Genomic DNA, 19,628 nt, shown 5'->3' with positions numbered 1-19,628 from the left:
GGCGGTTCACCTCAGCTTCGGGTCGAGGGCGTCGCGCACCGCGTCGCCGAGCATGATGAACGCCAGGACGGTGATCGCGAGGGCTCCGGAGGGCCACAGCAGCGCGTGCGGGGCGTTGCGGACGTAAGGGGCGGCGGCGGAGATGTCGATGCCCCAGGAGACGCTGGGCGGCTTCAGGCCGACGCCGAGGAAGGACAGCGTCGCCTCCAGCGAGATGTAGGTGCCGAGCGCGATGGTGGCGACCACGATGACCGGCGCGACGGCGTTGGGCGCGATGTGCCGCAGCAGCAGCCGGGAGCTGTTCGCGCCGAGGGCGCGGGCGGCCTGGACGTAGTCGTTCTGCTTGGCGGTGATGACCGAGCCGCGGGCGATCCGGGAGATCTGCGGCCAGCCGAGCAGCACGATGAAGCCGATGACCGGCCAGACGGTGTTGCTGGTGATGACGGAGAGCAGGACGAGGCCGCCGAGGACCACCGGGATCGCGAAGAAGATGTCGGTGATCCGGGACAGGATCGCGTCCCAGAAGCCGCCGAAGAACCCGGCGAGCCCGCCGAGCACGCTGCCCAGGATGGCGACCCCGAGCGTGGACAGGACACCGACCAGGACGGACGTACGGGCGCCGTAGACGGTGCGGGTGTAGACGTCGCAGCCCTGGCCGTTGAAGCCGAAGGGGTGGCCGGACTGGGAGCCTTCCTGGGCCTTGGCGAGGTCGCAGTGCAGCGGGTTGCCGGAGGCGATGAGGGACGGCCAGATGGAGATGACGATCAGGAAGAGGATCACCAGGGCGGAGATCAGGAAGACCGGGTTGCGGCGCAGGTCGTGCCAGGCGTCGGACCAGAGGCTGTGCGGCTTCTCCTGCGGTCCGGTGCCTTCTGGCCCCCCGGGTGTCTTCTCCAGGGTGACGGCCTCACTCGCCCCCAGGTCCATCTGCCCGCCCATGCCGGTACCGGCGATGGCGCGTTCCGGTTCGTAGGGCTGCTGCTCAGGCATAACGGATCCTCGGGTCGAGTACGGCGTACAGGAGGTCGACGAGGAGGTTGGCGACGAGGAAGACGAGGACCAGCACGGTGACGAAGCCGACGACGGTCTGGGTGTTCTGGCGCAGGATGCCCTGGTAGAGCTGGTAGCCGACGCCGTGGATGTTGAAGATGCGCTCGGTGACGATCGCGCCGCCCATCAGGGCGCCCACGTCGGTGCCGATGAAGGTGACGACCGGGATGAGGGAGTTGCGCAGCAGGTGCCGGGTGATGACCCGGCGCCGGGGCAGGCCCTTGGCGATCGCGGTGCGGACGTAGTCGGCGCGCCGGTTCTCCGCGATGGAGGTACGGGTGAGGCGGGTGACGTACGCGAGTGAGACCGAGGCCAGCACCAGGCCGGGCAGGATCAGCTCGTCGAGCCGGGCCTCGGAGGAGACGGACGGCGCGATCCACCCCCACTTCACGCCCAGCAGGAGCTGGAGCAGCAGGCCGGTGACGAAGGTGGGGACGGAGATGACGATCAGGGTGAGCAGCAGCACCGCCGTGTCGACGGGGCGGCCGCGCCGCAGGCCGGTGACGACACCGAGGGTGATGCCGATGACGACCTCGAAGACCACCGCGATGATCGTCAGCCGGATGGTGACCGGGAAGGCGGTGCCCATCAGCTCGGTGACCGGCTGGCCGTTGAAGGCGGTGCCGAAGTCGCCGGTGAAGACGTTGCCCATGTAGGTCGCGTACTGCTGCCAGACCGGCTTGTCGAGGCCGAACTCCCGCCTGAGCTGGGCGGCGGTCGCCGGGTCGCACTCCCGGTCGCCGCACAGCCCGGCGATCGGGTCGCCCATGACGTTGACCATCAGGAAGATCAGCAGGGTGGCCCCGATGAAGACCGGGATCATCTGGAGCAGCCGTCGGATCACATAGCGGCCCACGGCGGATCAGCTCACCTTGATCTCGTTGTACACCGGGACGCTGAACGGATTGAGTTTCACGCCGGAGAGCCGGTCGGAGTAGCCGGCGCTGCCGTTCTGGTACCAGAGCGGGATGGCCGCCATGTTGTCCCGGACGACTCCCTCGGCCTGCTGGAAGTCCTTGATGGCCGTGGCGGTGTCGGTCTCGCCGTTGGCCTTGTCGATCAGGCCGTCGAACTCGTCGTTGGACCACTTGCCGTCGTTGGAGGAGGCGTTGGTGTAGTAGAGCGGCTGGAGGAAGTTCTGGATGAGCGGGTAGTCCATCTGCCAGCCCGCCCGGAAGGGGCCGCTCATCTTCTTCCCGGTGATCTGGTTGCGGAAGTCGGCGAAGGTGCCGACCGGGTTGCCGACGCACGCCTTGTCGTTGCCGAGGGCGTTGTTGATGGAGTTGCAGACCGCGTCGACCCACTGCTTGTGGGAGCCGGTGTCCGAGTTGTACGTGATCTTGACCTGGCCGCCGGGCAGCCCGCCGCCGTCCTGGATCAGCTTCTTGGCTTCGTCGGGCCGGTACTCGCACGCCTCCCCGCACAGGCCCTCCTTGTAACCGCCGTCCGCGCCGAGCACGGGTGAGGTCCAGTCGGTGGCCGGGGTGCGGGTGTTCTGGAAGATCGTCTTGGTGATCTGGTCGCGGTCGATCGCCATGGACAGGCCCTTGCGGACCTTCTCCGAGCCGCTCTTGTTCCAGTTGTCGTCGTAGTACGGGAAGGCCAGGGTCTGGATGATGCCGGCCGGGGTGTTGATGTACCGGTCACCGAGGTCGTTCTTGACGTTCTTCAGCTGGGCGGCCGGGACGTCGTCGACCAGGTCGAGGTTGCCGGCCATGAGGTCGGTGTAGGCGGTGTTGTTGTCGGTGTAGACCTTGAGGTCGACGCCGCCGTTGGCGGCCTTGTCGTCGCCGGGGTAGGCGTCCCACTTGCGCAGGGACATCTGGGAGCCCCGGGTGTAGTTGTCGACCTGGTACGGGCCGTTGCCGACCGGCTTCTTCAGCCAACCGGCGTGGTCGTCGAAGAAGGCGCTGGGCAGCGGGGCGTAGGCGGGGTAGCCGAGGGTGTCGGGGAAGGTGGAGAACTTCTGGTTGAGCGCGACGGTGAAGGTGCGGTCGCCGGTGACCTTCAGTCCGGAGAGGGTGTCGGCGCTCTGCTTGCCGCCGTCCTCCGGGTGCGCCTTGTCGTAGCCCTCGATGTAGCTGAAGAAGTAGGCGTTGCGCTGGTTGTTCTTGAGGCTCGCCCCATAGTTCCAGGCATCGACGAAGGACTTGGCGGTGACCTTCTCGCCGTTGCTGAAGGTCCAGCCGTCCTTGACGGTGACGGTGAAGTTCTGCGAGTCGGAGGTGTCGATCTTCTCGGCGAGCATGTCCTGCGCCTCGCCGCTGTCCGGGTCGTAGCGCTTCAGGCCCCGGAAGATCATGTCCAGCACCTTGCCGCCCTGCACCTCGTTGGTGTTGGCCGGCTCCAGCGGGTTCTGCGGGTCGCCCCAGGAGGAACTGAGCACCGCGTCGCCCCCGCCGCCCCCGCCACCGCCGCCGCAGGCGGTCGCCGCGAGGGCTGCCGCCGCCGCCGCGCACGCGGCCCGTGTGGCGTGCGTCGCTCTGCGCATGGGTGCCTCCTCGTCCGCCGATCACTTAACGGCCAATATCACGCCAAAAAGTGCACGCCGCACACGGATGGGGCCCTTTGGAGGAACCCGCCAGCCGGACGAACGGGCCGAACGAGAGGCCCAAACGATCCCTTGTCACCCCGCACGAAGGATCTTGAACGGCCGCGCAACAGATCTTCACCATCCGATGCGGAACCGTTGGAATGCGACCCCGTGATGTTCACATTTCGACACCCAGGCGTCCGCATAACGAACGCCTTGCCTGAATTGCCGGATTAGTTCGTTATAAGGCACAGATAGATCACAACGCGCTACACGCGTAGCTACGGATCGGCAAAGTCGAGGTAAAGAAAGTAAAGAGAAACCCAAGCTGACCCAGATTTTATTGACCTTGAACGAATTGCGTTGAAAAAGTCCGGCGTAGCCCGTAGGGGAGTGCCCTGCGGAGTCATCAGACCCTCCCTTGGGCCAGGAGCACCATGACCCCCCCAACTCCATCAGCGGCTGCCCCGCTCGAGGTGACCGACGAGACGGCCCCCGCGTCGCCCACGCCCGCCACCTCCAAGGGCAATGAGAGTCGCTCTCCCGGGCAGCTTGCCTGGCGCCGGTTCAAGCGCGACCGTACGGGCATTGTCTCCGCCTGCATCGTGATCTTCTTCTTCGTGGTCGCGCTGGCCGCGCCGCTGATCACCAAGTTGTACGGCAAGGACCCTTACACCACCTACGGACTGAACACACCGGGGCTGCTGGGCGACAACGGGTTCCCCGTGGGTGCCAACGGCGGCATAAGCGGCGACTTCTGGTTCGGTATCGACCCCCAGCTCGGCCGTGACGTCTTCAGCTTCCTGCTCTACGCGATCCGCAACTCGCTGCTGATCTCCATCGGCATCACCATCCTCGTAGTGATCATCGGCGTGGTGGTGGGCGTGACCGCCGGCTACATGGGCGGCAAGACGGACTGGTTCATCGGCCGGGTCATCGACCTGCTGCTGGCCTTCCCGTCCCAGCTGTTCTTCGTAGCCTTCACGCCTGTGGTGATCGCCCTGTTCGTATCCCCTGAGGAGAACACGCCGATCTGGCTGACGGTCACGTGCCTCATCGGCCTGCTGACCCTCTTCGGCTGGGCGTCCATCGCCCGGCTGCTGCGCGGCCAGGTGCTCGCCCTGCGCGAGCGGGAGTTCGTCGAGGCGGCCAAGGTCACCGGTGCTTCCCCGACACGCATCATCTTCAAGGAGCTGCTCCCGAACCTGTGGACGCCGATCCTCATCCAGGCGACTCTCAACCTGCCGATGATGGTCACCACGGAAGCGGGTCTCTCCTTCCTCGGCGTCGGCCTCCAGGACCCGACCCCCGACTGGGGCCTCATGATCAGCTACGCCGCGAAGTTTTACCAGGACGACATCACCTTCCTGCTCTTCCCGGGTGTGGCGATGGTGATCTTCGTTCTGGCGTTCAACCTGCTCGGCGACTCGGTACGCGACGCGCTCGACCCGAAGACCAAGCGCTGACCCCGGCCCTACCAGGACCACGAACGTTCAGGACCACGGCCTTCAGGACCACGGCAAAGACGCCGGGTGCCGGATCCTCTCTCATCAACCCACTCCTCAAGGCAGGATGCGATGTCCTTTTCGCGCAGAAACTTCCTGATAGCCACCGGCGTCGCGGCTGCGGCGGGCTCCGTGCTCACCGCGTGCAGCAGCGGTGACACCAGCAGCAGCGGCGGTGGCAAGCAGGAAGCCGCCAAGGCCAACGCGACGACCGTCACGATTGGCACCGCCGAGGACTCCAAGGGTCCGGCTCCGGAGGTCTCCGGCGCCAAGAAGGGCGGCACGGTCTACCTGCTGAACGACGACGACTTCTCGCACCTCGACCCGCAGCGGATCTACTACGCCTGGAACTCGCTGGCGGCGATCGTCCTCTCCCGCACCCTGACCGGTTACAAGGTGGCCGACGACGGCGCCCTGACCCTGGTCGGCGACCTCGCCACCGACACCGGAACGATGGAGGACGAGGGCAAGACCTGGTCCTTCACTCTGAAGGACAACGTCAAGTGGGAGGACGGCTCCGACGTCACCGTCGACGACGTCCGCCACGGCTTCGAGCGCGGCTTCGCCAGCTTCGTCACCGAGGGCGCCTCCTACGCGCAGACCTGGCTGACCGGAAGCCAGGACTACCGCAAGTCGTACTCCGGTCCCTACAGCGGCAAGCACCTGAAGTCGATCGAGACCAGCGGCAAGACGATCACCTTCCACCTCTCCGAGGCGCGCCCGGACTTCAACTACGTCGTAGCGATGCAGTCCTACGCGCCGACCCCGGTCAAGCACGACACCAAGCAGAACTACGACAAGAAGCCGTACTCCAACGGCCCGTACATGATCAAGTCGCACAGCACCGACAAGTCGATGGTGCTGGTCCGCAACGAGCACTGGGACGCGGACACCGACCCGATCCGCAACGCCTACCCGGACCAGTTCGACTTCAGCTTCGGCATCGAGCAGCTGACCGCGGCCGACCGGCTGCTCGCCGACTCGGGCAACGACCAGTACGCCGTCTCCTGGCGGACCATTCCCGTGGAGCGCATCGCCAAGGCCACCGCCGAGGCCAAGGACCGCGTCTTCGAGGACCTGTCCTCCGGTACCAGCCTTTTCTGGATCAACACCACCCGGGTCACCGACCTGGCCGTCCGCGAGGCCATCATCCGCGCCTGGCCAACCTCCCAGGTCCGGCAGCTGTGGGGCGGCACGCACCGCGGTGACTACGCGACCGGCGTCATGAGTCCGCTCGTGGCCGGTTACGAGTCCCAGGACGTCTGGGGCAAGCTGAAGAACCCGGCGGGTGACCCCGCGGCTGCGAAGAAGGTCCTGAAGAAGGCCGGCAAGCTCGGCACCAAGGTCGTCTACGCCTACCAGCAGGACGAGACGCAGGCGAAGATCAAGGTCGTCATTGAGAACGCCCTGAAGGAAGCCGGCTTCGAGGTCGTCACCAAGGGTGTCGACTCCACGACCTGGTACGACCAGATCGGCGCGCTGGACAACCCGTACGACATCTACTGGGGCGGCTGGTCCTCCGACTGGCCCACCGGTTACTCGGTGTTCCAGCCGCTGTTCGAGAGCAGCCAGATCCGGGAGCAGGGCACCAACTACTCGCACCTGAAGGACCCCAAGGTCGACGCCGCCATCAAGGCCGCGACCCTGGAGACCGACCAGGACAAGGCCAACAAGATGTGGGCTGCCCTGGACAAGCAGGTCACCGAGACCGGCGCTTTCGTTCCCGACGTGTACATGAAGCGCACGTACCTGCACGGCTCGAAGCTCGGCAACGTCAAAATGGACCCGAACTTCGACGGCTGCATGCTCTACAAGCTGTACGTCAAGAGCTGATCCGTCACTGAGCGGTGGGGGCGGTCGCGCCGCCCCCACCCTCGGCTCTCGTCCTCGGGGCCCCGGTCGCCCCGGTCCGGCCCGATCCGCACGACGGCCCTCCCAGGAAAGCCAATCCCCCATGCTTCGCTTCCTCGTCCGCCGGTTCATCGGCGCGGTGATCACCATATTGATCATCAGCGCGGTCACCTTCATACTTTTCTACGCGGTGCCCCGCGACCCGGCCCGGATAGCCTGCGGCAAGGTCTGCACGCCGGAGACGCTTGAGGTGATCCGGCACAACCTGGGGATCTCGGATCCCCTGCCGGAGCAGTACTGGCACTGGCTGGCCGGCATCTTCGTGGGCCGCGACTACCCTGGCTTCGGCAATTGCGACGCCCCCTGCCTCGGTTACTCGTTCGTCAACCGCGAGCCGGTCCTCTCCACGGTCCTCGACCGGTTCCCGACGACCTTCTCGCTCTCCATCGGCGCGGCCGTCGTCTTCCTCATCATCGGTGTCGGTGCGGGCATGCTCGCCGCCGTGAAGCAGGGCAAGGCCCTCGACAAGCTCGCCTCCGGCGCCTCGCTGGTCGCCTCGTCGATGCAGATCTACTTCGTCGGCACGCTGGCCATGTACTTCCTCGTGTACCAGTGGCACGTCATGGACCAGCCGTCGTACACAAAGCTCTCCGACAACCCGGCCGCCTGGTTCAGCGGACTGCTGCTCCCCTGGCTGGTGCTCGCCCTGATCTTCACCGCGAACTACACCCGTATGACGCGCTCTCAGATGGTCGAGACGCTCAACGAGGACTTCGTCCGCACGGCCCGGGCCAAGGGCCTCTCCCGCCGTACCGTCTTCTTCCGCTTCGCCTGGCGTGGCGCGATGGGACCGATTGTCACCATCTTCGGCATTGACCTGGGTGTCCTGCTCGGTGGCGCCATGATCACCGAGAAGACCTTCAGCATCCAGGGCCTCGGCATGCTCGCCGTGAAGTCCGTGAGCACCAACGACCTGCCGATGCTGCTCGGCGTGATGGTGATCACCGCGTCCTTCGTGATCATCGCCAACATCGTCGTGGACGCCTGCTACGCCCTGATCGACCCGCGGATCCGGCTCGCCTGACCTCCGCCCGTAGTCCCCTACCCCCCGCATCATCTGGAGCGTCCCCGTGACGAGCACCGACCAGCAGCCCTTCCTGTCCCTCAAGGACCTGAAGGTGCACTTCTCGACCGAGGACGGCACCGTCAAGGCCGTCGACGGTCTCTCCTTCGACCTCGCACGCGGCAGGACGCTGGGCATCGTGGGCGAGTCGGGCTCCGGCAAGTCGGTCACCAACCTGACCATCCTGGGCCTGCACCACCCCGACCACACCACGGTCGAGGGCTCCATCGTCCTGGACGGCGAGGAGCTGAACGGCGCTCCGGAGCAGACGCTGGAGCGCCTCCGCGGCAACAAGATGTCCATGATCTTCCAGGACGCCCTCGCCTCCCTGTCGCCGTACCACACCGTCGGCCGGCAGATCGCCGAGACGTACCGCAAGCACACCGGTGCCTCCAAGCTGGAGGCCTGGAACCGGGCGATCGAGATGCTGCGGCGGGTGGGCATCCCGCAGCCGGACATGCGGGTGGACGACTATCCGCACCAGTTCTCCGGCGGTATGCGCCAGCGCGCGATGATCGCCATGGCGCTGGTCTGCGACCCGGAGCTGCTGATCGCCGACGAGCCGACCACCGCCCTGGACGTGACGGTGCAGGCGCAGATCATGGACCTGCTCAAGGACCTCCAGCAGGAGTTCGGCACCGCCATCATCTTCATCACCCACGACCTCGGTGTCATCGCCGACATCGCGGACGACGTGCTGGTGATGTACGGCGGCCGGTGCGTGGAGCGGGGCACCAAGGAGGAGGTGCTGCGCGACCCGCAGCACCCGTACACGCTGGGTCTGATGGGTTCCATGCCGAGCCTGGACGGGCCGGTCGACGTGCCGCTGTCCCCGATCCCCGGTTCGCCGCCGTCGCTGCTCAACCCGCCCTCCGGCTGCCGCTTCCACCCGCGCTGCCCCTTCGTGGAGAAGGTGCCGGGCGGGCGGTGCTCCTCGGAGCGGCCGCTGCTCGAGGTGGTGGACGGCCGCGGCTCGGCCTGTCACCTCACCAGCGAGCAGCGCTCGGAACTCTTCGCCGACTACGCCGGTGCCACGGCCGCCCGGCACAACTGACGGACACGAGACGGGACTTACCATCATGAGCAACGCAACTCCGCTCCTGGACGTCAGCGGTCTGACCAAGCACTTCCCGATCAAGGGCGGCTTCCCGATCCCGCGCACGGTCGGTGCCGTACGGGCCGTGGACGGGCTGGACTTCCAGGTCGGCGAGGGCGAGAGCCTGGGCCTGGTCGGCGAGTCCGGCTGCGGCAAGTCGACCACCGGCCGGCTGATCACCCGCCTCCTGGAGCCGACCGGCGGCACCGTGACCTACCGGGGCCAGGACATCACCCACGCCGGCCGCCGGCAGCTCGCGCCGGTCCGGTCCGAGATCCAGATGATCTTCCAGGACCCGTACGCGTCCCTCAACCCGCGGCAGACGGTCGGCAAGATCATCTCCGGGCCGATGGAGATCAACGGCATCAACCCGCCCGGCGGCCGCGAGGCCCGCGTCCGTGAGCTGCTGGAGATCGTCGGCCTCAACCCCGAGCACTACAACCGCTTCCCGCACGAGTTCTCCGGCGGCCAGCGCCAGCGCATCGGGGTGGCCCGCGCCCTGGCCCTGGAGCCGAAGCTGATCGTCGCCGACGAGCCGGTCTCGGCACTGGACGTGTCGATCCAGGCCCAGGTGGTCAACCTGCTCCAGAAGGTGCAGCGGGAACTGGGCATCGCCTTCGTCTTCATCGCCCACGACCTGGCGATCGTGCGGCACTTCTCACAGCGCGTCGCGGTCATGTACCTCGGTAAGATCGTGGAGATCGCCGACCGCGACGACCTGTACGGCAACCCGCGCCACCCCTATACGCGGGCCCTGCTCTCCGCCGTGCCCGAGGCCACGGTGGAGGACACGCCCCGTGAGCGCATCCGGCTCGTGGGTGACGTGCCGTCCCCGATCAACCCGCCGTCCGGCTGCCGGTTCCGCACCCGGTGCTGGAAGGCGACCGACAAGTGCGCGGCCGAGGCGCCGCCGCTGGTGCAGGTCGAGGGCAACAGGCCCGGCCACCTCACCGCGTGCCACTACCCGGAGACGGCCGAGACGGTGTCCGCCGGCCGGCTCTCCAAGAACCCCGAGGCAGCGGCCTGACAACACCCCTTTTCCGTCAGCCGCGCCTTGCGGAACGGACTTTCATGGCCCATTGACCCGAGCCCGGATATGTCCGCTCCAGGGGACGAGGGCCCGCGCCTCCCAGCGCGGGCCCTCTTCGTCGTACCGGCCGGACCGGGGCGCACACGGGCGCGTACTGATCCCGGTCCGGCATCGTGTGAGCACGGTGAATCAGCCGGGCGGCCCGGATGCCGCCGAAGCCGGGGCGGGGCCGGCCGCGAGGAGGTCACGGGTGCCCGCCCGGGCCAGCCGTCGGTCGAGTTCGACGTCCAGCTCCGCCTGCTCTTCCTCGCTCGGGTCGTAGCCGTTCCACTCGTGGCGTACGGCGCGAGTTCGCTCCGCCGGCTCGGCCCGTGGGGCCGGCGTGGGCAGCGACTGGGCGAGCCGGCCGAGGTACGCCCGCAGCGACAGCCCCGCACCGGCCGCCGCCCCGGCCAGCCGGTCGTACACCTCGGCCGGGACGCTGATGCCGGCCTCGGGCGTGGTGGCGTTCTTCTCAGTCACGCGCCCCACCCTTTCAGCTCTCCGCCCCCTCCGTCCCCTCCTCCAGCGCCACCAGCGCCGGATCCAGCACGATGTCCTCCTCGCGGGCCGTGATCGTCGGGGCCTCCGGGAAGTGGCAGGCCGTCAGGTGGCCCTCGCGGTTGCCGTCGAGACGGACCAGCGGGGGGACCTCGGCGGCGCACTTGTCCTGGGCCTTCCAGCAGCGGGTGCGGAAGCGGCAGCCGGACGGCGGTGAGATCGGGGACGGCACGTCGCCGGCCAGCCGGATGCGCTCGCGCTGCTTGCCGGCCCCCTCGGCCAGGGTGACCTCGGGGACGGCGGAGAGCAGGGCGTGGGTGTAGGGGTGGCGGGGGCGGGTGTAGATGGAGTCCCGGTCGCCGACCTCGATGATCTTGCCGAGGTACATGACCGCGACGCGCTGGGAGAAGTGCCGGACGACGGCCAGGTCGTGGGCGATGAAGACGAAGGCGATGCCCAGTTCCCGCTGCACCTTCTGGAGCAGGTTGACCACCTGGGCCTGGATCGACACGTCCAGTGCCGAGACCGGCTCGTCGGCGACGATCAGCTTCGGCTCCAGGGCCAGGGCGCGGGCCACCCCGATGCGCTGGCGCTGGCCGCCGGAGAACTCGTGCGGGAAGCGGTTGTAGTGCTCGGGGTTGAGGCCGACGATCTCCAGCAGCTCACGGACGCGTGCCTCGCGGCCGCCCGCCGGGCTGATGCCGTTGATCTCCATCGGACCGGAGATGATCTTGCCGACCGTCTGCCGGGGGTTCAGCGAGGAGTACGGGTCCTGGAAGATCATCTGGATCTCGGACCGGACCGGGGCCAGCTTCTTGCGCCCGGCGTGCGAGATGTCCTGGCCCTTGTACAGGATCTTGCCGGCCGTCGGCTCCAGGAGGCGGGTGATCAGCCGGCCGGTGGTCGACTTGCCGCAGCCGGACTCCCCCACCAGGCCGAAGCTCTCGCCGACCCCCACGGTCAGGTCGATGCCGTCGACGGCCTGTACCTGGCCGACCGTCCGCCGGATCGGGAACCCGCCCATGACCGGGAAGTGCTTGGTCAGTCCCTCCGTAACCAGCAGGGGCTCCGGGGGCGTGCCGGCCACCGCCTCGCGCGGCGCGGGGAGGACGAGATCTTCCTTCATTGCTCTGACTCCCTTTTCAGCCCAGTCGGGGCTTGATCTCTTCGGCGAAGATGGTCCGCTTCTGCTCCGCCGTCAGATGGCACGCCGAGGAGCGGTCCGCGCCGAGCGGCGGCCGCTCGGTGACGCAGCGGCTGCCGCCCACCCGGTCCTGGAAGGTGCAGCGGGGATGGAACCGGCAGCCGGTGGGCGGGTTGAGCAGGGAGGGCGGGGTGCCCGGGATCGGCTCCAGGGCGGCGCTGAGGTCGGAGTCCAGCCGGGGCATGGAGTTCAGCAGGCCCCAGGTGTACGGGTGGCGGGGGGCGTGCAGCACCTCGGCCACCGAGCCGCGCTCGACCGCGCTGCCCGCGTACATCACCATGATGTCGTCGGCCATGTCGGCGATCACCCCGAGGTCGTGGGTGATGAAGACGATCGCCGAGCCGAACTCCTGCTGGAGGTCTTTCAGCAGGTCGAGGATCTGCGCCTGGACGGTGACGTCGAGGGCGGTGGTCGGCTCGTCGGCGATCAGCAGGTCGGGGTCGCAGACCAGGGCCATCGCGATCATCGCGCGCTGGCGCATGCCGCCGGAGAACTGGTGCGGATAGTCCTTGGCGCGCTGCGCCGGATTGGGGATGCCGACCTTGCCGAGCATCTCCACGGCCCGGTCCCAGCCGGCCTTCTTGGAGGCGCCGGTGTGCTTCATGAACGGCTCGGCGATCTGCCGGCCCACCGTGTAGTACGGGGACAGCGCGGTCAGCGGGTCCTGGAAGATCATCGCGATCCGGTTGCCGCGCAGCTTCTCCAGTTCCCGCTCGGTGGCGGTGACGAGTTCCTTGCCGTCGAAGACGATCTCGCCGTCGATGGTGGTGGTGCGCGGGTTGTGCAGGCCCAGGATGGTCAGGTTGGTCACCGACTTGCCGGAGCCGGACTCGCCGACGATGCCCAGCGTCCGGCCGCGCTCCACGTCGAAGGAGAGGCCGTCCACCGCCTTGACGACACCGTCCTCGGTGGCGAACCGCACGCTCAGATCGCGGACCGAGAGGAACCCCTCGGGCCCGGCCGGGACCGGCGCGTTGGCGGTCTTGGTCACTGTGGTCACGGTTGTTGCCTCTTCCTGCGTCCTAGGAGAGCCGGACGCGCGGGTCGATCCAGGCGTACACGATGTCGGTGAGGATGTTGAGGATCAGGATCACGAAGGCGCCGACCAGCATCACGCCCATGGTCAGCGGCAGGTCCTTGTGTACCGCGCCGTCCACCGCCAGGCGTCCGATGCCCTGCAGCGAGAAGGTCAGCTCGGTGACGACCGCGCCGCCGAGCAGGCTGGAGAGGTCGATGCCGAGGATGGTGACGATGGGGATGAGGGAGCCGCGCCAGGCGTAGCGGAAGAAGACGTACCGCTGGGACATGCCCTTGGCGCGGGCGGTGCGGACATGGTCCTCGGCGAGCTGCTCGATCAGCGAGGAACGGGCCATCCGGGTGTACTGGGCGGTGAAGATGGTGGCCATCACGAACATCGGGATGGACAGGCCGATCAGCCAGCCGACCGGGTCCTCGGTGATGGGCACGTACTTGGGGTCCTCCATCCAGCCGGTGCTGTAGACGAAGACGGTCAGCGCGATCGGGCCGAGGAAGTAGATCTGGAACGAGCTGAGCACCATGGAGGTGCCGGTGGCCACCTTGTCGACGGGGGACCCGCGGCGGAAGGCGGCGAGCATGCCCGCCCCGACCCCGATCACCAGGAATACGACCATGGCGCCGACGGTCAGCGACAGGGTCAGCGGGAAGCGGTCCATGATGGTGCTCCACACCATGTCGCCCGAGTAGAACGACTGGCCGAGGCAGGGCGCCTCGCAGTGGCCGGCCGGGAAGTCGCGGCCCACCACGATGCCGGACATGAAGTCCCAGAACTGCTGCGCCAGCGGCAGGTTGAGGCCGAGCGCCGCACGGATGTCCTCCAGCCGACTGGCCGAGCAGTCCTTGCCACAGGCCAGGGACGCGTAGTCGGACGGCGCGGCGACGAAGAGGAAGAAGGTGGCGGCGCCGATCAGGAACAGGGTGACGGCGGCTCCGACCGTACGCCGGATGATGAACTGAAGCATGGCGACAGGGCTGCTCTCTGCGGAAGGCGGAGGGGGTCGGGAGGTGTCACGGGACCCCGGGGGGTGCGCCGCGCCTGGCGCGCGGCGCACCCCGCGGGTCGACCGCCCGCGTCAGGACTTCAGGAACAGCCGGTTGACGTCGATGTAGCTGGACTCCGTGCTGTAACGGGCGCCGCCGATGTTCGAGCCGTAGAGCTGGAACTGCTTCGTGTACCACAGCGGGGCCGACGGGTTGATCTTCTCCAGGATGTAGTGGTGCGCTTCCTTCCAGGTCGCCGCCGCCTCGGTGGGCTCCTGGGTGAGCGCCTTGTTGATCAGTTCCTGGACCTTCGGGTCGTCGACGTGCGAGTAGTTCGGCGCGCCGTCGGCGACCTGGTCGCCGTCGTAGATGGGCGTGACGACGGTGCCCGGCGACGGCCAGTCCTGGCCCCAGCCGGTGATGTAGACGTCGTACGGGTTGTCGAGCTTGCCGACCTGCTCGTAGAAGCTGGCCGCGTCGACCTCCTTGGAGACGACCTCGATGCCGATCTTGCTCAGCGCGTCCTCGATGGCGACCTTGTGCTTCTGGCCGGCCTCGCTGTTGCGGTAGGCGTGCACGATCTTCTTCTCGGCGGCGGGGACGTCCTTGAGGAGTTCCTTGGCCTTCTCGATGTTCCCGGACGGCATCTTGAGCCGGCCGTACGGGTCGTAGTCCGCCTCGTAGCCCGGCAGCGTCGGCGCGAACAGGTTGGGCGCGACATCGCCGCCGTACGCGCCGCCCTCGCCGGCGATCAGCGACTTGGAGTTGACCGCGTAGGTGATGGCGTCGCGGACCTTCTTGTTCTTGATCCGGTCCAGGTTGAAGCTGAGCACCATGACGTAGGGCTGGTAGCCCTTGATGGTGCGCTTGTTGACGGCCGGGTCGCCGACCACGTCCTGGACCTGGGTGGACTCCACGGCGCCGGTGAGCTGGATGGCGTTCTTGGAGTCGCCCTGGTCGGCGATGAGCCGCTTGGTCTGGGTGGACTCGGTGACGCCGAAGTCGAAGCCGTAGCCGTCGACGTACTGGTGGCGCACGGAGTCGGTCTTCGGGTCCCAGTTCTCGTTCTTGACCAGCTTGAGCGACTTGCCGACCTTGTACTCCGCGATCTTGTACGGGCCGGTGGAGACGGGCGCCTTGTCGTACTTCTCCTTGGTGTCGGTCTCCTCCGGCACCACGGTGTAGCCCGGCATGGCCAGGGTCTGCGGCAGGTCGGGCCGGGCGGTGTCGAAGTGGAAGACGATCGTCTTGTCGTCCGGGGTGTCGAGCACCGAGGCCGGCAGGTGCTTGCTCCCGTAGCCGCCGTCGGGCAGCGCCTTGCGGTAGTCGGCGCCGCTCAGCCAGGTCTGCAGGTAGGTCGGGCCGTCGAAGATGAACTTCGCGTACTGGCGTTCGACAGTGTGGCGTATGTCGGCGGACGTGATCGGGTTGCCGTTCTGGTCCTTGACGCCGTCCTTCAGCGTGAACGTCCAGGTCTTGCCGCCGTCGGAGGACTTCCCGGAGTCGGTGGCGAGGTCGCCGACGACCGAGACGTTGCCCTTGCCGTCCTCCTCGAAGTTGGTCAGGCCGCGAAAGAGCAGGTTGGCGACCTGGCCGGCGTCGGAGACGTAGATCTGGCCCGGGTCCAGGTGGGTCAGGCCCTGCTCCTGGTAGACCTGGATGGTGCCGCCGCTCTTGGCGCCGGTCACCTCCTCGGCCGGGCCGGTGGAGGCGGCGGCGTCCCCGTAGGTGACCGGCTTGGACTGGACCGCGGCCTCCTTCTGGTCCTCCTTGGAGTCCTTGCCGGAGTCGCCGCCCTTGTTCTCCGAGCATCCCGTGAGGACCAGTGATCCGGCCGCCAGCGCGACCAACGCGGCTCGCGCGCTGCGAGAGTTGAGCGTGTTCATGTGGTGATGCACCTGCCTGTCGGTTTGGTAATCCACTGACCACTGCTGTGCACTGCCTGACGCGGCCGGCGAGCCGGCGAAAGGGCGGCAGTCCCCCCACCCATGGACCCCTCGGCCATGGACCCCTCTTACCGTCCTGACTTGGGATCGAGCGCGTCCCGTACGGCGTCTCCGAGGAGGTTGAAGCACAGGACGAAGACCACGAGCGCCACTCCGGGGAAGAACATGAACGCCGGGTCCTGCTCGGCGACCTTGGCCCCGGTGGCGAACATCCGCCCCCAGTCCGGGGTCGGCTCGACGAAGCCGACGCCGGCGAAGGAGAGGAAGGCGATGGTGAGGATGGTGCTGGGCAGCTGGTAGGTGAACTGCACCAGGATCGGGGAGACGACGTTCGGCAGGATCTCCTTGCGGACGATCCGCCAGGGCGAGGCGCCAGCCACCTTGGCCGCCTCGACGAACTCCCGCTCGCGCAGCGACAGCACCGTGGACCGCACCAGGCGGGCCATCGCCATCCAGCCCAGCAGCCACAGCACGATGAGGATCGCCAGCGCCCGGAAGTAGGTGGGGGTCTCGTCCCGGGGGTCGACGAAGAACGCGGTCACCACCGGCATGAAGGCGATGAAGAACAGCTGCTGCGGGAAGGACAGGAAGAAGTCGGTGACCCGGCCGATGAAGTAGTCGGTCCGGCCGCCGAAGTAACCGCCGATCAGGCCGAGTACCACACCGGTCGTCATCAGCAGGGTGCTCACACCCAGCGCCATGTAGAGCGAGGTGCGCATGCCGTAGAGCAGCATGGTGAAGACGTCCCGGCCGAACTGCGGCTCGACGCCGAACCAGTGCTCCCCGGTGACCCCGCCGAAGTAGCCGAGCGGCAGGCCGAAGTCGTCGAGTACCGGGTTCTGGGCGACGTACTCGGGGTCCTGCCCGTACAGGGTGTACGGGTCCTTGCCGTAGAGGGCGGCGATCACCGGGGCCAGCGCGGCGACCACGAAGTAGGCGAGCACCACCCAGGCGCAGACGACACCGGTCCGGTCGCGCTTGAAGCGCAGCCACATCAACTGGCCCGGGGAGCGGCCCTCCAGCCGCTCGGACTCCGGTTTCCCGGCCGGCTCCGGCCCGCCGTCGACGACGGCCGACGTCCCGCCGCCGCCCTCGGTCTCGATAGGACTTGTCACAGTTCGCCCATTTCACAGATGTGGGTGTGCCGGACCGCCGACCGGCATGACCCATGCCTGGTCGCGGTACGGCGCGTGAAGAAGCGTCAGGTCAGAAACGCGCAGCCGGACGCGCGTAGCCGCGAGGCCGGACGCCGCCGGCGGCGTATGACTGCGACCGTGACTGTGACTGTGACTGCGACTGTGACTGTGGCTGTGACTGTGGCTGTGTGACCCGCCTAGTGCTCAAGACACCGCACATGGGGCTCCTCCTCATGACTCCACGTGTTCACCGACAGGAGGGGGCACACGTCTTGCTTCCGACACCCCTGACGGAAGATCAGACGCCCCCTGGTGCTCGTGAGTCGGCGCTGTCCCCACAGCGCGAACCCATTGACCCGAGCGCTACGCGGCTAACTATCTGCCATGACCAGAAGGACCGACCACCGTCTTTAAATCTCAATTCAGTCACAGCTCACGCCTAGATCTTCCAAAATCTGGACAAACTGTTCGGGACGAGAAGGCCGCGAAACGGACGTGTTACATAGCTATCGGGCGCCGCTCTCCGCATGTCGAACACCGGGGTCATAAAAGGGAGTTGCAAAAAGCCCGGGCACCCCCTGCGGGGTGCCCGGGCTCCGGTTCGGGACGGGTCAGCCGTGCTTGGCGCGGCTCGCGGCGCGGGCGCGCTCGCGGGCGTCCAGGTTCACCTTGCGGATGCGAACCGCCTCCGGGGTGACCTCCACGCACTCGTCGTCGCGGCAGAACTCCAGCGACTGCTCCAGGGAGAGCTTGCGCGGCGGGACGATCGCCTCGAACGTGTCGGCCGAGGACGACCGCATGTTGGTGAGCTTCTTCTCCTTGGTGATGTTGACGTCCATGTCGTCGGCGCGCGAGTTCTCGCCGACGATCATGCCCTCGTACACCTCGGTGCCGGGCTCGGTGAAGAGCACGCCGCGCTCCTGGAGGTTCGTCATCGCGAACGCGGTGACGGCACCGGAGCGGTCGGCGACCAGCGAGCCGTTGTTGCGCGTGGTGAGCGTGCCGAACCAGGGCTCGTGGCCCTCGTGGATGGAGTGCGCGATGCCGGTGCCGCGGGTCTGGGTGAGGAACTCGGTCCGGAAACCGATCAGACCGCGGGAGGGCACGACGAACTCCATGCGGACCCAGCCGGAGCCGTGGTTGGACATGTTGTCCATCCGGCCCTTGCGGACGCCCATCAGCTGGGTGACCGCGCCCATGTGCTCCTCGGGCACGTCGATCGTCATGCGCTCGACCGGCTCGTAGGTCTTGCCCTCGACCTGCTGGGTGACGACCTGCGGCTTGCCGATGGTCAGCTCGAAGCCCTCGCGGCGCATCTGCTCGACCAGGATGGCCAGCGCCAGCTCGCCGCGGCCCTGCACCTCCCAGGCGTCCGGGCGCTCGGTGTCCAGCACCCGCAGCGAGACGTTGCCGATCAGCTCGCGGTCCAGGCGGTCCTTGACCTGGCGGGCGGTGACCTTGCGGTCCTTGACGGCCGCCTTGTTGTCGGCGCCCTTGCCGGTGGCGCCGCGGCCGACCAGCGGCGAGGTGTTGGTGCCGATGGTCATGGAGATGGCGGGCTCGTCGACCGTGATCAGCGGCAGCGGGACCGGGTTCTCCGGGTCGGCCAGGGTCTCGCCGATCATGATGTCCGGGATGCCGGCGACCGCGCAGATGTCACCGGGGCCGGCCTTCTCGGCGGGCTTGCGGGTGAGCGCCTCGGTCATCATCAGCTCGGAGATCCGCACGTTCTGCGTGGACCCGTCGCGCTTGAGCCAGGCGACCGTCTGGCCCTTCTTCAGCTCGCCGTTGTGCACGCGCAACAGCGCGATGCGGCCGAGGAAGTTGTCCGCGTCCAGGTTCGTCACGTGGGCCTGGAGCGGCGCGTCCTCCTCGTAGGTGGGCGCCGGGATGTGCTGGAGGATGGTGGAGAAGAACGGCTCCAGGCTGTCGGAGTCGGTGGGGACCGTGCCGTCCTCCGGCTTGGTCAGCGAGGCGACGCCGTCCCGGCCGCAGGCGTAGACGATCGGGAACTCGATCTGCTCCTCGTCGGCGTCCAGGTCGAGGAAGAGGTCGTAGGTCTCGTTGACCACCTCGTCGATGCGGGCGTCGGGGCGGTCCGTCTTGTTGATGCAGAGGATGATCGGCAGCCGCTGGGCGAGCGCCTTGCGGAGCACGAAGCGGGTCTGCGGCAGCGGGCCCTCGGAGGCGTCCACCAGCAGCACCACGCCGTCCACCATCGACAGACCGCGCTCGACCTCGCCGCCGAAGTCGGCGTGGCCCGGGGTGTCGATGATGTTGATGGTGATGACCTCGCCACCATCCTTCGGGTGGTACTTCACGGCCGTGTTCTTGGCCAGGATCGTGATGCCCTTCTCACGCTCCAGGTCGTTCGAGTCCATCATGCGGTCGTCGACGCCTTCGAGCTGGTGCGCGGCGAAGGCGCCGGCCTGCTTGAGCATGCCGTCGACGATGGTGGTCTTGCCGTGGTCGACGTGGGCGACGATGGCGACGTTGCGGATGTCGTGACGCGTTGCGGACACAGCCATGGTGCGGCGTACTCCCGGAGTGGTGAGGACGGCCAGGTCACTGTGCGCTGGCCTTCGCCGGGCTGGT

General features: G+C 67.7%; 15 protein-coding genes. 5 read left to right on the top strand and 10 right to left on the bottom strand.

Translation table 11 applies throughout. The annotated features are described in order from the left end of the window. Nucleotides 1–6 precede the first annotated feature (6 nt). From AB0G32_RS15840 to AB0G32_RS15830, 3 genes are read right to left on the bottom strand one after another with little or no spacing between them, the layout of a single operon-like run. Nucleotides 7–990: an ABC transporter permease gene (locus tag AB0G32_RS15840; RefSeq protein ID WP_361162862.1), complete on the bottom strand. Its 984-nt coding sequence runs from the start codon at nucleotides 988–990 to the stop codon at nucleotides 7–9. Beyond that, on the bottom strand, nucleotides 983–1,906 hold the full coding sequence (locus AB0G32_RS15835) for an ABC transporter permease (RefSeq protein ID WP_361162860.1): 924 nt from the start codon (nucleotides 1,904–1,906) through the stop codon (nucleotides 983–985). Before AB0G32_RS15835 ends, AB0G32_RS15840 begins: the two co-directional genes overlap by 8 nt. 6 nt (nucleotides 1,907–1,912) lie before the next feature. Further along, complete coding sequence (locus AB0G32_RS15830; RefSeq protein ID WP_361162858.1) at nucleotides 1,913–3,541, bottom strand: ABC transporter substrate-binding protein; 1,629 nt, start codon at nucleotides 3,539–3,541, stop codon at nucleotides 1,913–1,915. 479 nt (nucleotides 3,542–4,020) lie between these two features. On the opposite strand from AB0G32_RS15830, the gene AB0G32_RS15825 reads away from it, so the two are divergent. The 5 genes from AB0G32_RS15825 (at nucleotide 4,021) to AB0G32_RS15805 (ending at nucleotide 10,185) form a co-directional block, all read left to right on the top strand. After that, entirely contained in the window at nucleotides 4,021–5,049 is a 1,029-nt protein-coding gene (locus AB0G32_RS15825; RefSeq protein ID WP_361162856.1) for an ABC transporter permease, read from the top strand. Nucleotides 5,050–5,160: 111 nt separating this feature from the next. Further along, complete coding sequence (locus AB0G32_RS15820) at nucleotides 5,161–6,921, top strand: ABC transporter substrate-binding protein (protein WP_361162854.1); 1,761 nt, start codon at nucleotides 5,161–5,163, stop codon at nucleotides 6,919–6,921. Nucleotides 6,922–7,042: 121 nt separating this feature from the next. Continuing rightward, nucleotides 7,043–8,023, top strand: coding sequence for an ABC transporter permease (locus AB0G32_RS15815; protein WP_361162852.1), 981 nt, complete (start codon nucleotides 7,043–7,045; stop codon nucleotides 8,021–8,023). Nucleotides 8,024–8,069: 46 nt separating this feature from the next. Continuing rightward, entirely contained in the window at nucleotides 8,070–9,116 is a 1,047-nt protein-coding gene (locus AB0G32_RS15810) for an ABC transporter ATP-binding protein (RefSeq protein ID WP_361162850.1), read from the top strand. A 25-nt stretch (nucleotides 9,117–9,141) separates the two neighbouring features. Further along, nucleotides 9,142–10,185 (top strand): dipeptide ABC transporter ATP-binding protein, encoded by a 1,044-nt coding sequence (locus tag AB0G32_RS15805; protein ID WP_361162848.1) that lies wholly within the window; start codon nucleotides 9,142–9,144, stop codon nucleotides 10,183–10,185. Between the two features lie 192 nt (nucleotides 10,186–10,377). Here AB0G32_RS15805 and AB0G32_RS15800 read toward each other — a convergent pair whose 3' ends face one another. The 7 genes from AB0G32_RS15800 to typA form a co-directional block, all read right to left on the bottom strand. Continuing rightward, the gene (locus AB0G32_RS15800) at nucleotides 10,378–10,710 is read right to left on the bottom strand and encodes a hypothetical protein (RefSeq protein WP_361162846.1); all 333 of its coding nucleotides are present in this window, start codon (nucleotides 10,708–10,710) and stop codon (nucleotides 10,378–10,380) included. Nucleotides 10,711–10,723: 13 nt separating this feature from the next. Continuing rightward, the gene (locus AB0G32_RS15795; protein WP_361162844.1) at nucleotides 10,724–11,854 is read right to left on the bottom strand and encodes an oligopeptide/dipeptide ABC transporter ATP-binding protein; all 1,131 of its coding nucleotides are present in this window, start codon (nucleotides 11,852–11,854) and stop codon (nucleotides 10,724–10,726) included. Between the two features lie 16 nt (nucleotides 11,855–11,870). Continuing rightward, a complete protein-coding gene (locus AB0G32_RS15790; RefSeq protein WP_361162842.1) occupies nucleotides 11,871–12,932 on the bottom strand; it encodes an ABC transporter ATP-binding protein in 1,062 nt (353 codons plus the stop codon). 22 nt (nucleotides 12,933–12,954) lie between these two features. Further along, nucleotides 12,955–13,932 (bottom strand): ABC transporter permease, encoded by a 978-nt coding sequence (locus AB0G32_RS15785; protein ID WP_361162840.1) that lies wholly within the window; start codon nucleotides 13,930–13,932, stop codon nucleotides 12,955–12,957. Nucleotides 13,933–14,043: 111 nt separating this feature from the next. Further along, entirely contained in the window at nucleotides 14,044–15,837 is a 1,794-nt protein-coding gene (locus AB0G32_RS15780; protein WP_361162838.1) for an ABC transporter substrate-binding protein, read from the bottom strand. 128 nt (nucleotides 15,838–15,965) lie between these two features. After that, nucleotides 15,966–16,919, bottom strand: a complete 954-nt coding sequence (locus tag AB0G32_RS15775; protein ID WP_361162901.1) for an ABC transporter permease — start codon at nucleotides 16,917–16,919, stop codon at nucleotides 15,966–15,968. 725 nt (nucleotides 16,920–17,644) lie between these two features. After that, on the bottom strand, nucleotides 17,645–19,561 hold the full coding sequence (gene typA, locus AB0G32_RS15770) for a translational GTPase TypA (RefSeq protein WP_361162836.1): 1,917 nt from the start codon (nucleotides 19,559–19,561) through the stop codon (nucleotides 17,645–17,647). Nucleotides 19,562–19,628 lie beyond the last annotated feature (67 nt).

Source organism: Streptomyces sp. NPDC023723, assembly GCF_040639815.1.
GTDB lineage: Bacteria > Actinomycetota > Actinomycetes > Streptomycetales > Streptomycetaceae > Streptomyces.
This window is presented reverse-complemented; position numbering and strand designations above follow the sequence as displayed.